The organism is Allobosea sp. CCNWLY174 (genome assembly GCF_037120455.1).
GTDB classification, from domain to species: Bacteria; Pseudomonadota; Alphaproteobacteria; order Rhizobiales; family Beijerinckiaceae; genus Allobosea; species Allobosea lupini.
On the sequence record NZ_JBBBBQ010000003.1, the window covers coordinates 184,048 to 205,495 of the forward strand.

At 68.0% G+C, this 21,448-nt stretch carries 20 protein-coding genes; 7 read left to right on the forward strand and 13 right to left on the reverse strand.

What is annotated here, in order from left to right:
• Genes V7S63_RS11850 through V7S63_RS11860 form a run of 3 tightly spaced genes read right to left on the reverse strand, consistent with a single transcriptional unit; the run spans position 1 to position 2,571 of the window.
• Positions 1-732 carry an SDR family oxidoreductase gene (locus tag V7S63_RS11850; RefSeq protein WP_336530361.1) on the reverse strand — a complete coding sequence of 244 codons (732 nt, stop codon included), beginning with the start codon at positions 730-732 and terminating at the stop codon, positions 1-3.
• 1 nt (position 733) lies between these two features.
• Entirely contained in the window at positions 734-1,864 is a 1,131-nt protein-coding gene (locus V7S63_RS11855) for a mandelate racemase/muconate lactonizing enzyme family protein (RefSeq protein ID WP_336530362.1), read from the reverse strand.
• Positions 1,865-1,887: 23 nt separating this feature from the next.
• The gene (locus tag V7S63_RS11860) at positions 1,888-2,571 is read right to left on the reverse strand and encodes a GntR family transcriptional regulator (protein WP_336530363.1); all 684 of its coding nucleotides are present in this window, start codon (positions 2,569-2,571) and stop codon (positions 1,888-1,890) included.
• A gap of 146 nt (positions 2,572-2,717) precedes the next feature.
• Here V7S63_RS11860 and V7S63_RS11865 point away from each other — a divergent pair, with 146 nt between their 5' ends.
• Both V7S63_RS11865 and V7S63_RS11870 read left to right on the forward strand, forming a co-directional pair.
• Positions 2,718-3,422 carry a GntR family transcriptional regulator gene (locus tag V7S63_RS11865; protein WP_100962698.1) on the forward strand — a complete coding sequence of 235 codons (705 nt, stop codon included), beginning with the start codon at positions 2,718-2,720 and terminating at the stop codon, positions 3,420-3,422.
• A gap of 176 nt (positions 3,423-3,598) precedes the next feature.
• Complete coding sequence (locus tag V7S63_RS11870) at positions 3,599-4,558, forward strand: dihydrodipicolinate synthase family protein (RefSeq protein ID WP_336530364.1); 960 nt, start codon at positions 3,599-3,601, stop codon at positions 4,556-4,558.
• Positions 4,559-4,655: 97 nt separating this feature from the next.
• Here V7S63_RS11870 and V7S63_RS11875 read toward each other — a convergent pair whose 3' ends face one another.
• Together V7S63_RS11875 and V7S63_RS11880 are read right to left on the reverse strand one after the other, a co-directional pair.
• Complete coding sequence (locus V7S63_RS11875) at positions 4,656-5,117, reverse strand: hypothetical protein (RefSeq protein ID WP_100962700.1); 462 nt, start codon at positions 5,115-5,117, stop codon at positions 4,656-4,658.
• A 105-nt stretch (positions 5,118-5,222) separates the two neighbouring features.
• On the reverse strand, positions 5,223-6,257 hold the full coding sequence (locus tag V7S63_RS11880) for an Ldh family oxidoreductase (RefSeq protein ID WP_336530365.1): 1,035 nt from the start codon (positions 6,255-6,257) through the stop codon (positions 5,223-5,225).
• Positions 6,258-6,359: 102 nt separating this feature from the next.
• Between V7S63_RS11880 and V7S63_RS11885 the strand changes: the two genes are divergently transcribed.
• Positions 6,360-7,361 (forward strand): 4-hydroxyproline epimerase, encoded by a 1,002-nt coding sequence (locus V7S63_RS11885; protein ID WP_336530366.1) that lies wholly within the window; start codon positions 6,360-6,362, stop codon positions 7,359-7,361.
• Positions 7,362-7,422: 61 nt separating this feature from the next.
• On the opposite strand, the gene V7S63_RS11890 is transcribed toward V7S63_RS11885, so the two are convergent.
• From V7S63_RS11890 to V7S63_RS11925, 8 genes are all read right to left on the reverse strand, one after another.
• On the reverse strand, positions 7,423-8,262 hold the full coding sequence (locus V7S63_RS11890; protein WP_336530367.1) for a sugar phosphate isomerase/epimerase family protein: 840 nt from the start codon (positions 8,260-8,262) through the stop codon (positions 7,423-7,425).
• A gap of 116 nt (positions 8,263-8,378) precedes the next feature.
• Positions 8,379-8,993, reverse strand: a complete 615-nt coding sequence (locus V7S63_RS11895) for an NIPSNAP family protein (protein ID WP_336530368.1) — start codon at positions 8,991-8,993, stop codon at positions 8,379-8,381.
• Between the two features lie 21 nt (positions 8,994-9,014).
• A complete protein-coding gene (locus tag V7S63_RS11900) occupies positions 9,015-10,733 on the reverse strand; it encodes an FAD-dependent oxidoreductase (protein WP_336530369.1) in 1,719 nt (572 codons plus the stop codon).
• The gene (locus tag V7S63_RS11905) at positions 10,730-12,451 is read right to left on the reverse strand and encodes an FAD-dependent oxidoreductase (RefSeq protein WP_336530370.1); all 1,722 of its coding nucleotides are present in this window, start codon (positions 12,449-12,451) and stop codon (positions 10,730-10,732) included. Before V7S63_RS11905 ends, V7S63_RS11900 begins: the two co-directional genes overlap by 4 nt.
• 9 nt (positions 12,452-12,460) lie before the next feature.
• The gene (locus tag V7S63_RS11910) at positions 12,461-13,267 is read right to left on the reverse strand and encodes a shikimate dehydrogenase family protein (RefSeq protein ID WP_336530371.1); all 807 of its coding nucleotides are present in this window, start codon (positions 13,265-13,267) and stop codon (positions 12,461-12,463) included.
• A gap of 81 nt (positions 13,268-13,348) precedes the next feature.
• Positions 13,349-15,871: a branched-chain amino acid ABC transporter ATP-binding protein/permease gene (locus V7S63_RS11915; RefSeq protein ID WP_336530372.1), complete on the reverse strand. Its 2,523-nt coding sequence runs from the start codon at positions 15,869-15,871 to the stop codon at positions 13,349-13,351.
• On the reverse strand, positions 15,868-16,737 hold the full coding sequence (locus tag V7S63_RS11920) for a branched-chain amino acid ABC transporter permease (RefSeq protein ID WP_091837835.1): 870 nt from the start codon (positions 16,735-16,737) through the stop codon (positions 15,868-15,870). Before V7S63_RS11920 ends, V7S63_RS11915 begins: the two co-directional genes overlap by 4 nt.
• Positions 16,738-16,829: 92 nt before the next feature.
• The gene (locus V7S63_RS11925; protein WP_100962710.1) at positions 16,830-18,101 is read right to left on the reverse strand and encodes an ABC transporter substrate-binding protein; all 1,272 of its coding nucleotides are present in this window, start codon (positions 18,099-18,101) and stop codon (positions 16,830-16,832) included.
• Positions 18,102-18,302: 201 nt separating this feature from the next.
• Here V7S63_RS11925 and V7S63_RS11930 point away from each other — a divergent pair, with 201 nt between their 5' ends.
• The 4 genes from V7S63_RS11930 to V7S63_RS11945 all read left to right on the forward strand — a co-directional run bounded on the left by V7S63_RS11930 (position 18,303) and on the right by V7S63_RS11945 (position 21,417).
• The gene (locus V7S63_RS11930; protein ID WP_100962711.1) at positions 18,303-19,349 is read left to right on the forward strand and encodes a Gfo/Idh/MocA family protein; all 1,047 of its coding nucleotides are present in this window, start codon (positions 18,303-18,305) and stop codon (positions 19,347-19,349) included.
• Positions 19,350-19,353: 4 nt separating this feature from the next.
• Complete coding sequence (locus tag V7S63_RS11935; RefSeq protein ID WP_100962712.1) at positions 19,354-20,211, forward strand: IclR family transcriptional regulator; 858 nt, start codon at positions 19,354-19,356, stop codon at positions 20,209-20,211.
• A gap of 42 nt (positions 20,212-20,253) precedes the next feature.
• A complete protein-coding gene (locus tag V7S63_RS11940; RefSeq protein ID WP_336530373.1) occupies positions 20,254-21,087 on the forward strand; it encodes a sugar phosphate isomerase/epimerase family protein in 834 nt (277 codons plus the stop codon).
• A gap of 174 nt (positions 21,088-21,261) precedes the next feature.
• A complete protein-coding gene (locus V7S63_RS11945; RefSeq protein ID WP_336530374.1) occupies positions 21,262-21,417 on the forward strand; it encodes a hypothetical protein in 156 nt (51 codons plus the stop codon).
• Positions 21,418-21,448: the final 31 nt, after the last annotated feature.

The following is a 21,448-nucleotide window of genomic DNA, read 5'->3' on the forward strand; positions in this document are numbered from 1 at the left end:
TCAGATCGTCCAGCCGCCGTCGATGATGTGGGCCTGGCCGGTGGTGTAGGTCGCGCCCGCCAGGTAGACGACGAGATCGGCGATCTCCTGCGGGGTGCCGATGCGTCCGATCGGCTGGCGGGCGACGAAGGCGGCGCGGGTCGCCTCGTAATCGCCCTGCGAACTCAGCCGCTGCTGCAGCGACGGGCTCTCGACCGTGCCGGGGCAGATCGCGTTGCAGCGGATGCCGTGGGCGACATAGTCGGCGGCGATCGACTTGGTCAGGCCAAGCACGGCCGCCTTGGTCACGCCATAGGCGAAGCGGTTCGGCACACCCTTCACGCTGGAGGCGACCGAGGCCATGTTGACGATGCAGCCGGCCTTTCGCGCGAGCATGCCCGGCAGCGCCGCCTTGATCGTGCGCACCATCGCCTTGACGTTGAGGTCGTAGGCGAAATCGAGATCGGCCTCGCTCGCGTCCAGCACCGTGCCGCTCTGGACGATGCCGGCGCAGTTGAAGAGCACATCGACCCGCCCGATCTCCGCGAAAACGGCGGCGACGGCGGCGGCATCGAGCACGTCGAGCCTGCGGCGCTGCAGGTTCGGCCCGGCCTCGATCGCGGCCAGCGCGTCCTCGTTGATGTCGGTTGCCCAGACGATGGCGCCGGCGCGGTCGAAGGCCTCGGCGGTGGCGCGGCCGATGCCCTGCCCGGCGGCGGTGATGACGACGATCTGTCCTGCGAGCGCGCTCATCTCAGGCTCCCGTCCTGAGGGCGGGGGCCGCGCCATGGCTCCTGCGGTGGACGATCGTTCGCTCCAGCGCCTGCCAGTCCCAGTCGATGCCGAGGCCGGGCTGCTCCGAGGGGATCGCCTTGCCGTTCTCGATGCGGATCGGCGAGGCGGTCACGAGGTCGAGCTGCGGAATGTATTCGAGCCAGCGGCTGTTGGGTACGGCGCAGCACAGGCCGAGATGGATCTCCATCAGGAAGTGCGGGCAGACCGGCACGTTGAAGGCTTCGGCCATGTGCGCGACCTTGAGCCAGGGCGTGATGCCGCCGATGCGGCCGACATCGACCTGGACGATCGAGCAGGCGCCCGCCTCGAGATAGTCCTTGAACTGCGAGAGCGAATACATGGACTCGCCGACCGCGATCGGCACCGTGGTCGATTGCGACAGGCGGCGATGGCCACCGACATCGTCGGCATGGATCGGCTCCTCGAACCAGGCGACGTCGAGCTTTTCATAGTGGCGCGCACGCCGGATCGCCTCGTCGAGCGAGAGGCCCTGATTGGCGTCGGTCATGATCTCCCAGCCGAAACCGACCTTGTCCCGCACGGCCGAGAGGCGCTTGACGTCCTCGGCGACATGCGGGCGCCCGACCTTGACCTTGGTGCCGCCGAAGCCGCGTTCCTTAGCCTTGACGGCTTCGTCGACGAGCTCGGCCTCGTCCATGTGGAGCCAGCCTCCCTCGGTGTAGTAGAGGTCGATGGCGTTCTTGGCGCCGCCGGCGAGACGATGCAGCGGCAGGCCGGCCTTGCGGGCGCGCAGGTCCCAGAGCGCGGTATCGATCGCGGCGAGTGCGATCGAGGTGATGGCGCCGACCGTGGTGGCGTGGACGCGATAGAACAGCGTGCGCCAGAGCCCTTCGATCTCCTCGGCATCGCGGCCGATCAGCACGGGCGCGAGATGGTCGTCGATCAGCTTGCAGACCGAGGAGCCGCCGGTGCCGATGGTGTAGCTGTAGCCGGTGCCGGTGACGCCGTCGGCATCGGTGATGCGTACCAGCGGCGTCTCCTGCAGCTCGAAGCTCTGCACGGCGTCGGTGCGCCTGACCTTGGGCTTGAGGTCGGCCTGCAGCACGTCGACGGATACGATCTTGGCCATTCCGGAGGTCCTTGTCGGGGGTGTCAGCGCGCGCCCGGCTGGTCGGCATGCCAGCTGCCGTAGCGGCGCCACGAGGTCGTCAGATGGGCGGCGACGGCCGCCTGCGCGCCGTCCTCGTCGCCGCGCTCGATCGCGTCGAGGATGGCGCGGTGCTCGTCCAGCATCGGGCCGATGTCGTGCGGGATGCGGCTGAACAGGCGGGCGTGATGCAGATGCGGATGCAGGCTGCGGACCGCCTGGGCCAGTATCTCGTTGCCGCTGGCCGCCAGGATCGCCTCATGGAAGGCCTCGTCGGCCTGGCTGGCGCCGACATAGTCCGATGTCTGCCCGTGCAGCGGGACTGCCTCCATGGCTGCGATGCTCTCTCGCATGCGGGCGATGGCATCGGGATCGCGGCTGCGGGCGAGCTGCCTGGCGGCCCAGCCCTCGTTCAGGATGCGGAAGTCGCGCAGCTGCTCGAACCAGTCGCGCGACGGTTCGGGTGCGACGGAGAAGCCGGTGAAGGACGCCGCAGCGACGAGGCCGAGACCCGACAGGCGGGTCAGAGCCTCGCGGATCGGCGAGGAGCTGACCTCGAATTCGCGCGACAGCGCATCGATGTTGAGCTTCTCGCCGGGTGCGTAGTCGCGGTCGAGGATGCGCTCCATCAGCAGCGCCGTCACCTGATCGACCAGCGCGACGCGCGCCAGAACGGGCTTGCGGATCATCCTCTGTCTCCTCCCTGACGATCACTATCGAAGATGAATCATCGATCGTCAATGACCGATCGTGCACGATCTACGAAATGACGATGCGGCCTCGTTTGCGGCGCTCTCTGCGGAGCTGTATTCGTCATGTCGACAAGGGACCGCACATGACCGACAAGACCATGGCCGTGCCGGCCGAGCGCAAGCGGGGCGAGGGCGTCAAGCTCGTCTACGACATCCTGCGCGACGACATCATCGACCTCGTGCTGCCGCCCGGCAGCCCGATCGACGAGATCCAGCTCGCCGAGCGGCTGTCGATGTCGCGCACGCCGATCCGAGAGGCGCTGGTGCGCCTGGCGAGCGAAGGGCTGGTGACGACGCTGCCCAACCGCTCGACGGTGGTGTCGAACATCGACTTCCTCAACCTGCACACCTTTTTCGACGCGATCACGCTGATGTACCGCGTCACCACGCGGCTGGCCGCCGAGTTCCACGTGCCGGCCGATCTCGACGTCATCCGCGCCCGGCAGGCCGCCTTCGCGGCGGCCGTCGCGGCGCAGGACGCGCTCGCCATGATCGCGACCAACCGCGATTTCCATGCCGCGATCGCCGACGCTGGGCGCAATCCCTACTATACCGGGCTGTTCTGCCGCCTGCTCGACGAGGGCCGGCGTATCCTGCGGCTCTATTACTCCTCCTTCGAGGATCGGCTGCCGCAGCGCTATGTGGCGGAACATGAAGAAATGATCGCGGCGATCGCCGCCCGCGACGTCGAGGGCGCCGACCGGCTGGCCAGAGCCCATGCCGACCAGATCGTGCAGCAGATCCAGCAACTGATCGCGCGCGACAGACGCCAGACGCTGGCGCTGTAGCGCGCACTCCAAACCTCGCCTTTTCGCCGCTCCGGAGCCGTCTGTGACGTCCCGGGACGGTGAGTTCTTGCGCCGTGATTTTTCTTGTCGACAAACAAAATACAAAGAGTATTATCATTGTCGATCAAGGCGGCGAGACAGGCCGTCCATGGAACCGCCAGCCCGAGGAGCGCGTGATGAAGGCCCAGATCTTTTCCGGCTGCATGCCGGCGCTGATGACCCCCTGCAAGGACGACCGCAGCCCCGATTTCGAAGCCCTGGTGCGCAAGGGCAAGGAGCTGATCGCCGCCGGCATGTCCGCCGTGGTCTATTGCGGCTCGATGGGCGATTGGCCGCTTTTGACCGACGAACAGCGCATGCAAGGCGTCGAGGCCTTGGTGAAGGCGGGCGTGCCGGTGATCGTCGGCACCGGCGCGGTCAATACCGCCTCCGCCGTCGCCCATGCCGCCCATGCCCAGACAATCGGTGCCAAGGGGCTGATGGTGATCCCGCGCGTGCTCTCGCGCGGTTCGGTCGTCGAGGCGCAGCGCCACCATTTCAAGGCGATCCTCGCGGCCGCGCCGGACTTGCCGGCGGTGATCTACAACAGCCCCTATTACGGCTTCGCCACCCGCGCCGACCTATTCTTCGCGCTGCGGGCCGAGCATCCGAACCTGGTCGGCTTCAAGGAGTTCGGCGGCGCGGCCGACATGCGCTACGCCGCGGAAAACATCACCAGCCGCGACGATGACGTCTCGCTGATGATCGGCGTCGACACCTGCGTCTTTCACGGCTTCGTCAATTGCGGCGCGACCGGCGCGATCACCGGCATCGGCTGCGTGCTGCCCAGGGAGGTGCTGCACCTCGTCAGCCTGAGCCAGGCGGCGGCGAAGGGCGATGTCGAAGCGCGGCGCCTCGCGCTCGAGCTGGAGGCGGCGCTCGCCGTGCTGTCCTCCTTCGACGAGGGGCCGGAGCTCGTCCTCTATTTCAAGCACATGATGGTGCTGAAGGGCGACGCCGAGCACACGCTGCACTTCAACCCGAGCGATATGCTCGGCGAGAGCCAACGCGGCTATGTCGAGGCGCAGCTCAAGCTGTTCGACGCCTGGTACGCGCAGTGGTCGAAGCAGGCAGGTACGCTGAGGCGCGCCGCCTGAGAACTGCCGAGGATAGGCCCTCCCAACGATAGGAGGGCCTATCCATCGGGCCATGGGTGTCGAGCTGCCCGACGTGACGAGTGTCTCAGTTGGGTCGTTAGCGGACCATCGGCCCCGCCAATACGACCTCCAACATCCCATCTTTCGTCCGGACCGCTAAAGTACAGTCTTCTCCCGAAACCTTGAACTCTTCGCCCGTTTCCAGTGCTCGGACGAAACGTGTTTTGATTTCCCGAGTAGGAGAACGATCGACCATGTGACTCACGAAAATCCTGGCAAGGCTGTCCTTGTCCACCTTTTCGCCGGCAGAGGCGCTTAGCACCGCCAGATATCCGGGCACAAACCCGGGCATGGCCACCGAGCTGGTCGATAACGACCGTTCTTTCACGAGGCATTGGATGCCTTCGTCGTCGTAGCGGCACCTCGCCCGATAAGGTTCGAACAGTGCCCGAACCTCGGCAATCGCAGCTTTCGCGTCTCTAACCGCGACCTCGCACGCCGGCGAACGACTGGGGAGCAAACTCAAAGCCAACGCTGACAAGAGGCCGATCAAACGCACCGGGACGTCTCCTAAGAGCGATACAACCGATGGTATGGTGCGCACGTTTGGTCTGCAACGGGTCGTGAGCTGACAGTCCGGCCAGACCCGTGGCTTTCTCGTTGGTCACGCAACCGCGTCGAGCCCCAGCGCCTCCAGCCGGTCCAAGTGATCGATCTCGGCTACTGTCAGGGCAACGCCATCCGCCAGCGAGCCCTCGCGGGCCTTGAAACGCCGCTGCGAGGGCAGGCGCGCGCCCTGGCCGGCGATCGCCTCGAACAGGATCTCGGCGCGGGCGAAGGGATCGCCGGGACGGCCGGCGGCGAAGCGCTCGGGCGAGAACGCCAGGATCAGCTCGCCATGCTGCGGCGCCAGCGTCGTGGTGCCCAGGAAATCGAGCGCGCCCTGGCTGGTCAGGTCGCCGATCATCACGCCGGCCAGCAGTTCGATCATGGTCGAGATCGCCGAGCCCTTGTGTCCGCCAAAGGGCAGCATCGCCCCGGCGAGCGCCGCGGTCGGGTCGGTGGTCGGCTCGCCCTGCGCATCGAGCGCCCAGCCCTCGGGCAGCGGCTTGCCGGCGCGGCGGTAGAGTTCGATCTCGCCGCGCGCCGCGACGCTGGTGGCGAAGTCGAAGACGTAAGGGTACCCGCTTTGGCGTGGCCAGCCGAAGGCGAGCGGGTTGGTGCCGAGCAGGGCGCTGATTCCGCCGGACGGCGCCACCGTCGCGTAGCTCGGGCACATCGCCAGCGCGGCGACGCCCATTTCGGCGAGCACCTCGACCTCCGGCCAGAGCGCCGAGAAATGGGTGCAGTCGTTGATCACCAGAGCCGCGAGGCCGAGCTGCTTGGCTCGCTCGGCGAGGGCGGGGGCTCCGAGCTCGAAGCCGGCGCAGGAGAAGGCGCCGCCTGCGGAAACGCGCAGCACGGCCGAGCCATCGTCATGCAGGGCGGGCTCGGCGTCGGGCGAGACCTTCCCAGCCTTGATGGTGCGCAGGCAGCCTTCGACGCGGTAAACGCCATGCGACTTGCAGCCGTCGCGTTCGCCGGCCGCGATCACGCGCGCGAGCGCCGCCGCATGTCGCGACGACAACCCGCCCTTGCGGAAGATCGCCTCGATCCGGCCCGTCAACGCCTCCATGCTGAGGGTCGTCGTCTCGCTCATGGCGCTGCCTCGCTCTGTCGTTGCAAATCTGTATACATGCTGTATTCAAAAAGCCGACATGACTTCAAGCAGGCTTTGCGCGCCTGAGGAAAGTTCTGAACCATGGCCAGCCACACCTTCTCCTGCATCGACGGCCACACCTGCGGCAATCCGGTCCGCCTGGTCTCGGGCGGCGGGCCGCGCCTCGAAGGCGCGACCATGCTGGAGAAGCGGGCACATTTCCTGCGCGAGTTCGACTGGATCCGTACCGGGCTAATGTTCGAGCCGCGCGGGCACGACATGATGTCGGGCTCGATCCTCTATCCCCCGACGCGGCCCGATTGTGACGTCGCCGTGCTGTTCATCGAGACCTCGGGCTGCCTGCCGATGTGCGGCCACGGCACGATCGGCACGATCACCATGGGGATCGAGAACGGGCTGATCACGCCGCGCGAGCCGGGGAAGCTCTCGATCGATGCGCCGGCCGGCAAGGTCGACATCAGCTATCGCCAGGAGGGCCGCTTCGTCGAGGAGGTCCGCCTCACCAACGTTCCGGGCTTCCTCTATGCGGAAGGCTTGACGGCCGAGGTCGAGGGGCTCGGCGAGATCGTCGTCGACGTCGCCTATGGCGGCAATTTCTATGCGATCGTCGAGCCGCAGAAGAACTTCCGCGATATGGCCGACCACACCGCCGGCGAGCTGGTCGGCTGGTCGCCGAAACTGCGGGCGGCGCTGAACGCGAAATACGAATTCGTCCATCCGGAACACCCGGAGATCCGGGGCCTCTCGCATATCCAGTGGACCGGCAAGGCGACGCAAGGTAGCGCCCATGCCCGCAACGCCGTGTTCTATGGCGAGAAGGCGATCGACCGCTCGCCCTGCGGCACCGGAACCTCGGCGCGGATGGCGCAGCTCGCCGCCAAGGGCAAGCTTAAGGTCGGCGACGAGTTCGTGCACGAATCGATCATCGGCTCGCTGTTCAAGGGCCGGGTCGAGGCGGCGACGACGGTGGCGAATCGCCCAGCGATCATCCCCTCGATCGCCGGCTGGGCCCGCATGACCGGCTACAACACCATCTTCATCGACGACCGCGACCCGTTCGCGCACGGCTTCGTGGTGAAATAGGGCGAGATCGCCGCGACCATGCCTATGCTGGGCATGTCGCTCTACTGAGCAACATCTCTGCTTACCGCCGCAGCGAAGCGCCCTTGGCCACCGCCGCATCGCGGGCGGCGAGGGTGGCGCGCGCCGCTGCCAAGGCCTGGCGAGCCCATTCGCGGACGCCGAACTCAGCGCTGCGTTCGAGATGCGGGACCTCGACGCTGACCGGCAGCTCGGCCGGGAGCTGGCTGAAGATGCCAACGAGGTCGATGCCGCCCTCGCCCGGCAGCAGGCGGGCCTGCCGGGCGGTGTGGATCAGACCTTCGGTCGTGGTGGGGATCTCGGCCGGTGCGTCGCAGAGCTGGGCATAGCTCAGGCGCGCGGTCGGGATCGCGGCGATGTCGGCGAGCGTGGTGCTGGAGCGGCCAGCGTGAAGTGCATCGACCAGAACGCGGCCATTGGGCTGATCGGCGGCGGTGACGATGCGCAGCGCCGTGCGGGCGTCCGGAACCTGCGTCCACGGCATGAATTCGAGGTCGCCACTCAGGCCATACGGCGCCGCCGCGGCGCAGAAGGCGGCGAAGGAGGCTGTGAGACGCGCCTCGTCAGGATCGTCGCCGGCGACCAGCACGGCGCGGGCCTGCAGCGCGCCGCAGACATCAAGGAAGGGCCTGACGGCCTCGACGGAAAAATCGGCGCCGAGCCGGATGATCTCGACATCGAAGACCGGGACGCCGTCGGCGATGGCGCGCCGGGTTTCGGCCAGCAGCGCGGCATCCTCGATCAGCGGGCTGGTGTCGCCGCCCGGCGCTGCCGGGAGGGCGCGCAGGCCGACGGCGTCATAGCCGAGCTCGGCGGCGAGCCGGACCGCATCGGGCGGGCTCAGCGGCACGGTGGTGAGATAGGCCAGCGACATCAGCGGCATGACGGGTATCCCTGTTCGAGTGCGCCGATGCCTGGTTCAATCGTCGGCACACTCTCATCCTTTTTGCGAAGCATGATCTTTTCGGAAAACCGGTTTCCACTTGTCCGGATCATGCTTCAGGCGAGCGGCGAGATCGCGGTCGGCAGCGCGATCGTCGAATACATCTCGCCGGTCAGCCATTCCGGCCCGCCCTTGGGCGGCCAGATGCCCTTCGCGACGGCCTCGGCCCTGACGGCGGCACGCTGGTCGAGGCTGGCGAAGGGCCAGATATGCGTGAAGCGCGGCGGGCCGTCGAGCGCGTACATGGCGATGACGAGCGGGGAGAGCGCGACGCGCGCCGGCACGGCCGCCTGCCAGGCGGCGATCGTCGCCGGCACGCCGCCATGCTTCAGCATATAAGTTCGGATCTCGTAGACCGCGCCGAGCTTGCCGGGCTGCACCGGCGGCAGGAAGGGGAAGGGCGCATAGCTGTCGAAGGCGAGCCTGGCGATGTCCTCGCCGGCTCCGAACGGGTTGCCGCTTGAGAGCAGGCGTTGGCGCTCCGACAAGAGCTCGGTCTCGTCGGCGAAGCTGCGCAACAGGATGACCTGGTTGAGCGTGCCGATCTCGCTCGCCCAGCAGCCGAGCAGGCTGCCCTTCGCCTCCGGTGCCTTCAGTGCGGCGTCGACCGCGGCGACGACCGCGCCAGCCTTGCCGAGGCGGACGGTGAGGGTGGCGATGTCATAGCGCATGGCGGTTCTCCGGGCGCGGGATCAGGAACGGTTGTTGGCGAGCGGGATGCCGCCGGCATGGTGGGCGGCGACGTATCCGAAGGTCATGGCCGGGCCGAGGGTGATGCCGCCGGCGGGATAGCGGCCGGCCATCATGCTCGACATGTCGTTTCCGACCGCATAGAGGCCCGGAATCGGCGCATCGTGGTCATCGAGCACGCGCGCCTGCGCGTCGGTCCTGAGGCCGGCGAAGGTGCCCAGGCTGCCGGGCACGATCCTGACCGCATAGAACGGCCCCGGGCCGAGCGGCGCGACGCACGGGTTCGGCTGCTTGTCGGCCGCGCCCTGGATGCGGTTGTAGGGCGTATCGCCGCGGCCGAATTCGGGGTCGCGGCCCTCGGCGGCGGTGGCGTTGTAGGCGTCGAGGGTGCGGGCCAGCCCGTGGGCATCGATGCCGCAGGCCGACGCAAGCTCGGCGATCGTCGTGCCGCGCTTGAGATAGCCGTTGCTCAGCCAGGGCCGGATCGAGAACGGGCGGGGCCGTACGCGGCCCAGCCCATAGCGGCGCAGGAAGGCGTGATCGCAGATCAGCCAGGCCTCTGCCGGCTCGCCCGCGGGCGTCGCAGCAAAGAGGGCCTGCATCACGTCGTGATAGGAATCGGCCTCGTTGCAGAAGCGCCTGCCGTCCCGGCGCACCATCAGCGCGCCGGGCTTGGCCCGCTCGACCAGATGCGGGAAGCGGCCAGGCTCGCCGCCCGGCTTCGGCACCAGCGAGACCGGGGCCCAGGCGCCGGCGTGCGTGAGGTCCGACCGGACATGTCCCCCGGCGGCCTCGCCGAGCCTGAGGCCGTCGCCGGTATTGCTGCAAGGCGCCGCAGACCAGTGCTCGCGGCCGGTCGGCGCATGCGGGAAGAGCGCCGACTTGCGGGCGAGATCATGCGGGAAGCCGCCGGTGGCGAGCACGACGCCGCGTGTCGCCCGGATTGTCCGGCGTGTGCCCTCGTGCTCGATAACGGCGCCGGCGATGCGCTCGCCGTCGCGCAGCAGTTCCACCGCCGCGGTCTCCTTCAGCAAGGCTATACCGAGATCATCGGCCGATTTGAGCAGGCGCGCGACAAGGGCGTTGCCGTTGACCAGATGCAGGCCGCGGCCATGGCTGGCGCGATCAATGAAGTGGCGCGCCAGCCGGCGCAGGACATGCAGGAAGGAGGGGAGCTTGCGCGTCGCATCGAGGAAATGCTGGAGGTCAGCGCCCGACGCGATGTTCATGCCGAAGGGTGCGATCTCTTCGAGCGGCGGACGCAGGTCCTGCAGGCGCGCGCCGAGCTCGCGCCCGTCATAGGGCTTGGCGCAGAGCGAGCGGCCGCCGGTGCCTGCGCCGGGCACGTTGCCGTGGAAGTCCGGCATCAGGTTGCCGTCGATGAAGTCGACCGCGCTCTCGCGCCGGAAGAACTCGACCATGAGCGGCCCCTGCTCGATCAGCATGGTGACGAAGGCCTCGTCATAGCCTTCGCCGAGCTCGTGGCGCAGATAGGTGCGGATCGTCTCCTCGTCCTCGTCGATGCCGGCGGCGCGGGCGAGCGGGTTACGCGGCAGCCACATCCAGCCGCCGGACCAGGCGGTGGTGCCGCCGAAATGGCGCTCCTTCTCGATCACGACGACATCGAGGCCGAGCACGGCCGCGGTGACGGCGCTCGCCAGCCCGCCGGCACCGGAGCCGATCACCAACAGATCGCAGGAGCTGGGCAGGTCGCTGCTCATCCGGGCATACGCTCCCCGAGCGCATGGCGGATCGCGCACCAGGCGAAGGTGATGGCCGGGCCGATGGTGATGCCGGGGCCGGGATAGGTCCCGCCCATGATCGACTGCGCCTCATTCCCGCAGGCATAAAGCCGGCCGATCGGCCGGTCGCCCTCGCCGAGCACCTGCGCGTTCTCGTCGATGACGAGGCCTGTGGCGGCGCCGATATCGCCGGGCGTCAGCTTGACCGCGTAGAAGGGGGCCGTCGCGATCGGGCCGAGCGTCGGATTGGGCAGGCCGCGCGAGGCGTCGCCGTTGACGCGGTGATAGTCGGTTGTGCCGCGGCCGAACTCGGGATCGACGCCGGTGCGGGCATGGTCGTTCATGCGGGCGATGGTGTCGCCGAGCGCAGCGGGATCGATCGAAAGCCTGCCGGCGAGTTCGGCGATGGTCGCGCCTTCGACGAGATAGCCGTCGGCGAGGAAGGGGTTCAGGTTGCGCGTGCCCATCCTGACCATGCCGAGCCCGTAGCGCCTGAGACCTTCGGCGTCGGTGATGATCCAGCAGGGGATGGTCGGACGCGTCCGGTTCGCCTCGAACATGGCGCGGCTGAACAGATGATAGGAGGTGCATTCGTTGACGAAGCGCCGGCCGGTCTGGTCGACACAGACAGTGCCCGGCTTGCTGCGGTCGAGTACGAAATGCGGGAAGACCGCGGTGCTGCCATCCGGCCTTGTCCGCGTCGAGACGGGCGCCCAATAGGCGTTGTCCCGGCTGCCCTCGCCGAAGCGCGCTCCAAGCTTGAGCGCCAGGTCCTGCATCGCGCCGGTATGGCCGGGGGCGGCCGGGCTGAGCGCCGGCGTCGGTGAGTGCAGCATGGCGCCGCGGCGCTGCGGATGGCGGTTGAAGCCGCCGGCGGCGAGCACGACGGCGAGGCCAGCCGCGATCGCGCGCGTCGCACCGCCCTGCTCGACGACGACGCCGGTGACGCCGTCAGGACCTGTCTGCAATTGCGTGATCGCGGCGTTGAGCAGCACCGTGCCGCCATGCTGCTTCAGCGTCAGCAGCAAGCTGCCGATCAGGGCGTTTCCCATGACGAGGCGGGTGCCACGTTTGCCGCGGAGGCGGTCCAAGCCGTAGCGGCCGAGGATGGCGGCCGCATGCTTGAAGGAGGCCCAGGACGTCCGGAGCTTGAGCAGGTGGCCGATATCGGTCCGGTCGATCATCATGCCGCCGAACAGGGTGAATTCCGGGATCGGCGGGCGGATACGGTGGAGATCGGCGCCGAGCCGGCGGCCATCGAAGGGGATCGGCTCGAGGGCGCGGCCGCGCAGGGTCGAGCCTTCCACATCCGACTCATAGTCGGGATGGGTCGCATAGGGGCGGAAATGCACCGCGGTGCGTTGTTCCAGCGTGGCGATCGCCTGCGGCCCGGCGCGCAGGAAGGCTTCGCGCAGCCGCGCCGAGGAATGGTTGCCGACGACGCCGTCGAGGAAGCGGGCAGCCTTTTCAAATGAATCCCCGGTCGCGACCTTGTCGGCATGGAGCGAGTTCGGGACCCAGGTGGTGGCGGCGGAGAGGGCACTGGTGCCGCCGACGTGCTCGGTGCGCTCGACGACCAGCACCGAGCGGCCCTCGATCGCGGCGAAGACGGCCGCCGCCAGTCCTGCCGCGCCGGAACCGGCGACGATGACGTCGTAGGACGTCTGTTCCGGCAATGCCGCCAGCGTCGTGAACATCACAGAACCTCAGCCGATGCGCTCGCCGGCGAGCAGGAAGTCGACCATGGCGCTCTGCAGCGCCTGGTACATGTCGCTGCCGGTCGAGGTCGGGCAGCCGCGCTTGCGGGCAGCCTCGATCAGCGGCGAGACCACGGGAACCGTGATGACGCAGCCGACAAAGGTTTCGGGCGCAAGCTTGTCGACCTCGACCGGCAGCGGATCACCGGGCTTCATGCCGGCTGGCGAGGCGTTGGCGACGAGCTCGAATCCGGTTGGATCGGCCGAGCCGACGATGACCTTCGTGCCGCCCCGCCCGTCGAGGCGGGCGATCAGCCGGTCGCGGCGCTCGGCGTCGGCATCGTGGATGGCGAGTTCGCTGACTCCGGCATCGACGAGGGCGAGCGCGATCGCCGAGCCGGCGCCGCCGGCGCCGACCAGCAGGGCGCGCTTGCCGGCGGGCTCGCCGCCATTGGCCTTGACCGCGCCGACGAAGCCGAGCCCGTCGACGATGTCGCCATGCCAGGCGCCGTCCTTGCGCCGGCGCATGATGTTGACGGTGCCGAGGAAGTCGCCGCGCTCGGTCGCGCTGGCGCAATGGCGATGGCAGGCGAATTTGTGAGGCACGGTGACGATGATGCCGTCGCAGTTCGGCACATGGTCGAGCGCGATCAGGAAGCCAGCGAGATGCTCCGGCGCGACGCGCACCGGCGCGACGATGCCGTCATGGCCGCGCGCGGCGAAGGCGGCGGTCATGCCGGCCGGCGACTTCACCTGTGCGATCGGCTCGCCGACGATGACATTGAGGCGGGTCGCGCCGGTGATGGTGATGCTCATGGTCATATCCTCCGGCCGCAGCGGTTTTGAGTTGGCCCATTTTCTTCACGCGAACCGGTGTCCACTTCGCTCGAAAATGCTTTAGGCCGCACGAGTGTCCTGGGTTTCGACGACGCCGAGAAGCCGCGCCTGCAAGGCTTCGTCATGCTCCAGCTGGGCGGCGTCGCCGGCGAAGGCGACCTGGCCGTTGACCAGCACATAGGCGCGGTCGACGATCGGCAGCACGAGCTCGGCATGGTGCTCGACGATGACCATGGCAACGCGTCCGCGCAGCTTCACCAGCGCTTCCATGACCTCGTTGACCACGGCCGGGGCCAGGCCCTCGAAGGGCTCGTCGAGCAGGACGAGCTTGCTCGGCACCATCAAGGCTCGGGCGATCGCGACCATCTGGCGCTCGCCGCCGGAGAGGTTCTCGGCCTTGGCGGCCTGGCGCGTCCTGAGGCGCGGGAACAGAGCGAAGGCCTCCTCCAGCGTGATGCCGCCCGGCCGCTGCGCCAGCAAAAGGTTCTCGGTGACGGTGAGGTTGGGGAAGAGCCGGCGCCCCTCCGGCACCAGCGAGATGCCGAGCCGGTTGATCTCGAAGGGCCTGAGCTTGCGCAGGTCCGTGCCGGCGAAGCTGATCGAGCCCGAGTCGAGTGGCAGGCTGCCGGTCAGCGCGCGCAGCGTCGTGGTCTTGCCGACGCCGTTGCGGCCGAGCAGCGCGACAGCCTCGCCCTCGCGGATGGTGAGATCGACCCCGGAGAGAACGGTGCTGCCGCCATAGCCGACGGCGATGCCTTTTGCATCGAGCAGGACCGGGCTCGTCGCGCCCGCGCGGCGCGCCACGGCCGGAGCGGACGCCCGCTCGCCGTCCCGGGCGGCGCCGAGATAGGCGGCGATGACCTCGGGATTGCGGGCGACCTCGGCCGGCTTGCCGTCGGCGATCATCCGGCCCTGATGCAGCACGGAGATGCGGTCCGAGATGGCCAGGACCCGGTCGATGTCGTGCTCGATCAGCAGCACGGCGTGGCGTTGGGCGAGCTTGCGGATGAGGTCGGCGACGACGATGCGGTCGGCTTCGGCCAGGCCGGCCAGCGGCTCGTCGAGCAGCAGCAGCTTGGCCTCGATCGCCAGGGTGACGCCGATCTCGAGCAGGCGCTTGGCGCCATGCGGCAGATCCTGGGCAAGCTCGGCGGCCTGGTCGGCGAGACCGACGGCGTCGAGGATCGACCAGGTTCGCGCGTTGATCGCCTGATCGGCATGGGCATCGCGCAGCAGGCCGCGGGCGCCGATCCGCTGCGCCTGCACGGCGATGCGGACATTCTCGAAGACGCTGAGATTCGGGAAGATCGAGAGGATCTGGAAGGAGCGGCCCATGCCGAGCCGGGCGCGCGCATGCATCGGCAGGCGGGTGACCTCGCTGCCCTCGAAGAAGACCTGGCCGCTGGTGGGCGGCAATACGCCGGTCAGCATGTTGTAGAAGGTGGTCTTGCCGGCGCCGTTGGGGCCGATGATCGAGTGCAGCACGAAGGGCTTGACCTGAAGGTCGATCTCCTTGGCCGTCACGAGGCTGCCGAACTGCTTGGAGAGCTTGCGCGTCTCCAGGATCGGCTTGTCCGGATCCATCGCCTGGGCGGCGCTGACATAGGGCTCGATCAGCGCCGGCCGCGGCGGGATGCTGCCCCGGGTCAGGGTCCAACGCTGCTTGCCGATGAGGCGCTGGGCCAGGCCCTGGATGCCCTCCGGCGAGAGCAGGGCGAACAGGATCAGGATCGGCGCGAAGATCAGCCACCAGTTCTCGGTGATCGCCGAGAGCCGGTTCTCCAGGATGATGAAGGTGATCGCGCCCCAGAGCGGGCCGAGGAAATGGTGGACGCCGCCGAGCACGGTCATCAGCAGCGCGTCGCCCGCATGCTGCCAGCTCAGATTATTGGCGTAGACGCCCTGCAGCAGGAAGGTCAGCAGCGCGCCGGAAAAGCCGACGAAGCCGGCCATCAGCACGAAGGAGCCGAGCCTGAGCAGGTAGACGTTGAAGCCGAGGCTGCGGGCGCGCTGCTCATTGTCGCGCACCGCCTGGAGCGCCCTGCCGAAGGGCGAATGCACCAGCCGCCAGAGCAGGCAGATGCCGGCAACGACGGCGGCCAGCACGAAGAGATGGAAGGAGAGGTCGCTGGGAAAGCTGGCGCGGGCGACGCCCTGCAGGCCGTTCTCGCCGCCGGTGACGGCCGTCCACTTGAAGGCGACCTCGAAGGCGATCTGCGAGCAGGCCAGCGTCAGCAGCGAGAAATAGAGGCCCGTGCGGCGCAGGATCAGCGCGCCGAGCCCGAATGCCAGCACGAGCGAGAACAGCACGGCGAGCACGATGCCGAAGACGTCGTTGCTGATCCGCCCGAGCACGAAGAAGGCGGCGGCATAGCTGGCGCAGCCGAAGAAGACCGAGGCACCGAACGGGACGAGCCCGGTATAGCCGACGAGCAGGTTCACGCCCATGCCGTAGAGCGTGTAGATCGCGATTTGGGTGATCAGGCCGATCGGCGCGCCGAGGCTGAGCCAGAGCAGCGTCAGGCCGGAGAGGACGAGGCTGGCCCAGAGGGCGGGATGCGCAAGGAAGCCGCGGGCGTTCATTCGAAGCGCTCCCACTTTTCACCGAAGAGGCCACGGGGACGCACGAGGAGGATCGCCGCCATCAGCACATACATCGCAGCGCCGGCCCATTCCGGCTGGAACTGGATGGTCATGGCGATGGTGACGCCGACGAGCAGCCCGGCGACGATCGCGCCGGCATAGGAGCCGAGCCCGCCGATCGTGACGATGACGAAGGCCGGCATGATCGCGCTCGCCGCCATGGTCGGCGTCACCGTCCAGAGGGGGGCTGCGAGCAGTCCAGCCAGGCCGGCGAGCAGACAGCCGATGCCGAAGACGAAGCTGAACACCACCGGCAGGTTGATACCGAGCAGGCCGACCATCTCGGCATCGCGCGAGCCGGCCCGGATGATCCGGCCGAAGGGCGTGTAGGTCAGGAAGGCCCAGAAGGCGACGAGAGCGGCGACCGTCACCAGCAGCACGAACATCCGGTATTTGGTCAGCAAGACCGGCCCGTATTCGACGAAGCCGGAGAGGAAGCGCGGCGCGCTGAACGGCAGGGGCGCCCCGCCGAAGATCATGCGCAGCACCGCCTCGAACAGCAGCGCCAGCGCGAAGGTCAGGATCAGGCCGAGCAGCGGCTCCTTGCCGTAGAGATGGCGAATCAGCACGATCTCGACCAGCATGCCGAGCGCGCCGGTGACGAAGGGCGCGAGCAGTGCCGCCCACCAGCCGAATTCGCGCGCCAGCACCAGAGCGACATAGGCGCCGACAGCGAAGAAGGCGCCATGGGCGAAGTTCACGATGCCGAGCAGCCCGAAGATGATCGAGAGCCCGACGGCGATCAGCACATAAAGGAAGCCCAACACCAGGCCGTTCACGGCCTGGGACAGGATCATATCGAGCATGGCAGGCGCTCCTCGAACGGGCGCGGCGAGGGAAGAGGAAGGGACCGGCCGGCGCGTGGCTCGGCCGGTCCTTCATCCGGCTGGACGGAGCGTCAGAGCGCGTCCATCTTGCAGGCGCTTTCGGCCTGCGAGCCGAAGGCCTTGTCGATGTCCCCTTGCGTCTTCGGCAGCTCGGCCTTGATGTCGAAATAGTCCCATTTGTCGGTGATCTTCGGCTTGATGCCGGCGATCAGCAGGCGATTGACCATCTGATGGTCGAAGTCGCGATAGTGGACATCGAGGTCGCCGCGCTTGACCTGCCATTTCTCCAGCGCGGCGACGATCGCCGCCGGCTCGGTCGACTTGGCAGCCTCGATCGCGTCGAGCAGGCTCTTCATGCCGAACCAGCCCATCCACGCCTTGTCGGCGGCGGGGCGGTTGTATTTCTTCTCATAGGCCGCCGCCATCGCCTGCTCTTCCGGCGGATTGTTCGGGTTCTTGTAGTACCAGGTCAGGGTGTAGAGCCCGTCGGCAGCCTCGGGCCCGACGCCCCAGAGGTCGGTATTGCCCACCGAGATCTCGGCGAAGGGGATACGGCCCTTCATGCCGAGCTCGTTCCACTGCTTCAGGAAGGTCGTGAGGTCGCTCGCTGCGACGCCGCCGATGACCACATCGGGCCTGGCGGCGCGGATCTTCAGGATGAAGGAGCTGTAGTCGGGCGTGCCGACCGGCACCTCGTCGGCGCCGACGATGGTGATGCCGTTCGCCTTGGCGTAGGCCTCGAAGGCCCTCTTGATGTCCTGGCCGAAGGCGTAGGCGGCGGTCAGCAGATACCACTTCTTGCCGATCTCGCCGCAATAGGGCGCGAGCGCGCGAACATGCACCTCGACCGGCGGCTGCAGGCGGAAGGTATACTTGTTGCAGGATTTTCCGGTGAGGTCGCCGGTCGCGGCGTTGGCGGCGACATAGGGGATCTTGGCCTTCTTCGCCACGGCCGAGATGCCCAATGCGAAGGAGCTCAGTGCGCCGCCGACCATGCCGACGACCTTGTGCTCGCCGACGAGGCGCTCGGCGTTCTGCTGGGCGCCCTGCGGATTGGGCTCGTCGAGCCAGACGATTTCGGCGGGGCGACCGAGCAGGGTGTTGTTGCGCTGCTCAAGCGCCAGCATGCCGCCTTGGGCGAGGTATTCCGACTGGTCGACGATGCTGCCGGTCTTGGCCCAGATCATGCCGATCTTGATCGGCTCGGCCGCGGCGGCGTGGCCGATATAGGGCATGCCGAGCCGGGCCGAGACGAGCCCGCTCGCGCCAAGCGAGCCGGCGCCGAGGAGCAGGCTCCGGCGCCTGATGGTGGAAATCCGCTGCGGCTTGTCTGAGTCGGTCACGACGTCCCTCCCTGCATTGGCGTTCCCCGGAGGCCTTGCCTGGCTCCGATTGGCTGGCTCCGCGATGCGTGCCGGCGGCGATGCTCTAGCATAAATGGAATAAAATTCCAGTCCTATTTTCAAAAATGGAATCTTGTTCCAGATAACTTGACCGATGATCCCGCCAGCGGGATAAGGAGGCGCAACGCAGGAGGCCGGGGCATGTCGCCATTCTCAATCGGGATCGTCGGGGCCGGAGCAATCGGCCGCCTCCATGCGGACGTGATCGCGGGAACGGATTTCGCCGTGGTCGCCGGCCTCGCCGATCCGACCGAGGCCGGCCGGGCCTTTTGCGAAGAGCGTGGTTTGCGCTGGTTCCCGGATCACCACTCCCTGATCGCCGCGGGTGGTTTGGAGGCGCTGATCGTCGCGACGCCGAACCAGACCCATCTGCCGATCGGGCTCGATGCGATCGCGCAGGGGATTCCCGTGCTGATCGAGAAGCCGGTCGCGGTGACGGTGGCAGAGGGCGAGGAGCTGGCGGCTGCTTCGGCCCGCGCCGGTTTGCCGGTCCTCGTCGGCCATCACCGGCGCTACAACCCGATCATCGCCACGGCGCGCGAGACGGTGCAGAGCGGCGGGCTCGGACGGCTGACCACCGCCACGGTGCTCTACACCTTCTACAAGCACGACGCCTATTTCGATCTGGCCTGGCGGCGCGAGCCCGGCGGCGGGCCGGTTCTGATCAACCTGATCCACGAGATCGACCTGATCCGCTTCATCTGCGGAGAGATCGTCGCGGTCCAGGCCGTCACCTCCGACCGCATCCGCGGCCTGCCGGTCGAGGACACCGCGGCGGTGCTGCTCGAACTCGCGAATGGCGCGCTGGTGACGGTCAGCCTGTCCGACACCGCCGTGGCGCCGTGGAGCTGGGACCTGTCCTCGGGCGAGTTGCCGAACTATCCGGCGCAGCCGGCACCGGTGACCTCGCATTTCCTGTCGGGGACGGAAGGCTCGCTGACGCTGCCCGGGCTCGATCTCTGGCGCTATGACGGCGAGAAGAGCTGGTTCGCGCCGATCTCACGGCAGACGCTGCCGATCACGCGCGAAAGCCCTTATCTGCGTCAGCTGCGTCACCTTCGCGATGTCGTGCGCGACGGCGCCAAGCCGCTGATCGACGCCGCCGATGCGACCCGCACCTTGCGGGCCACACTTGCCGTCCACGAAGCGGCACGCCAGAGACAACGCCAGGAACTCCATGATGGATAGGGCCATGGCGAAGAAGCTCGTCGCTGACACGGAAGAGGCCGAGGCCGATCAGGCTCCGAGCGGGCTGCTCGAGCGGACGCTGGGGGTGATCGAGCTCCTGGCGGCCCATGCGCACGGGCTCCCGCTCTACGAGATCGCCGAGCGGCTGAGCATCCCGCGCAGCGCGACGCATCGTGTCCTGACCAGCCTGGTCGAGCGCGGCTATGTTCGCCAGGAGCGCCATCACGGCATGTACCAGCTCACGGCCAAGATCGCCTCGCTTGCCTTCAGTTTTCTCGCCGGCAGCGGCATCACCGATCTCGCCCAGCCGGTGCTCGACCAGCTGGCGCGCGAGACCGCCGAACTGGTCCGCCTCGCTTTGATCGATGGGCGCGAGCTGATCTGGGTGGCAAAGTCGCAAGGCTCGCCCTTCGGCCTGCGCTATGACCCAGATATGGGCCAGTCGGGCCGGCTCTCCTGCTCGGCCAGCGGCCATGCCTGGCTCTCCTGCCTGCCTGAAGAGGAGGCGCTCGCGATCGTGGAGCGCCAGGGCTACGGCTCGCGCGAGGAGTTCGGCCCGAAGGCGCCGCAGACGCCGGCCGCTTTGCTCAAATATCTGCGCCAGGCCCGCAAACGCGGCTTCAGCATGGTGAGCCAGACCTATTCGCCCTGGATGAGCGCGACGGCGGCGCCGATCCGCAGCGCCCAAAGCGGCGAGGTCATCGGCGCGCTGGTGATCGCCGGGCCGCATATCCGCCTGACCGAGGAGAAGATGCTGATCTTCTCGCCGATGCTGCTCAGTGCCGCGCGGGAACTGTCGCTCGCGCTGGGGGCGAGCCCGACGCTGGTCTCGCATCAGCCGCGGGGCCCCTTCTTCGGCTGAGGCAAGGCTTCACAGGAAGATTTCGCAGGGACGCGTGAGAGAATGCAGCTGGCGGCGCATACCTTCGGTTTCGTCTGGCAGGAGGAGGCGGAGGCGGCGGTTGCGGCGCTGGCCGGCGCCGGTTTCCGCCGGATCCAGCTGATGGCTTCGCCGCCGCATTTCGATCCCTGGCGCGAGGACGAGGCCCGGACCGCGCGGCTGCGCCGGCTCGTCGAAGACCATGCCCTCGAATTGCTGGCTGCGGATCTCGCCAGCAGCGACATCAACCTCGCCAGTGCCGCGCCCGAGGTCGTCGCCTTCTCGGTCGAGGCCTATCGCCGGCTGGCGCTGCGCTGTGCCGAGCTGGGCGCGCGGCATGTCTGCGTCGGCTCCGGGCGGCGCCACGCGCTGCTCGCCAAGGCCAATGATCGGCTGATGCAGAGCTTCCGGCCGGCTTTCCGTCAGGTGGTGGAAGCAGCGCGCCGGGCTGGGGTCGGCGTCATCCTGGAGAACCATCCGCAGGGGCTGCTCGACAGCGCCGCGACGATCACACGCTTCCTCGACGAGGAGGGCTATGACGACATCAAGGTGATCTACGACGTCGCGAATGGTTTCGCGATCGGGGAGGATCCGGCGCAGGGCCTGCGCTTGCTCGCCGGGCGCATCGGCATCGTCCATCTCTCGGACAGCCCTGCCGGCCAGTGGCGGCATGATCCGATCGGCAGCGGCGCCATCGATTTTTCTGCGATCAGGCTGGAGCTCGAGCGGCAGGGCTATGCCGGGCCGGTGGCGCTGGAGATCCTGTCGGAAGCGCCGCTCGCCGGGCTGCTCGATGGGGTGGAGCGGCTGGTGGCGCAGGGCTGGCGCTTCGACGGGGGGCTGCCGAAAGCTGCCTAGCTCGGCGGTCGCGATACAGGCTGCGCGCACGGCACCATCAGCAAATTCATTTGAACGCGGGCGCGACCGCGTCCAGCCCGGCCGGGACCTTGCGACCTTCAGGATCGACCTGCCGCGCCCGCGCAGCATCGCGACGACCAACCTGCCGTCCTGCGCATCCCGCTCGGCGCGGCGATGATCGAGTTCGTGCGGGCCAAGCAGGGCGTCAGCTACATCTCCTTCTACCACTGGGAGGTGCGCAACCCCGAGACGATATATGCCAGCCTCGTCGTGGTGATGGCGCTCGGCGTGCTGCTGACCTACGGCCGGCAATGGCTGCAGCCCGGCTGATGCCCTGGCAGCGCTGAGGCCTCGGCCGGAG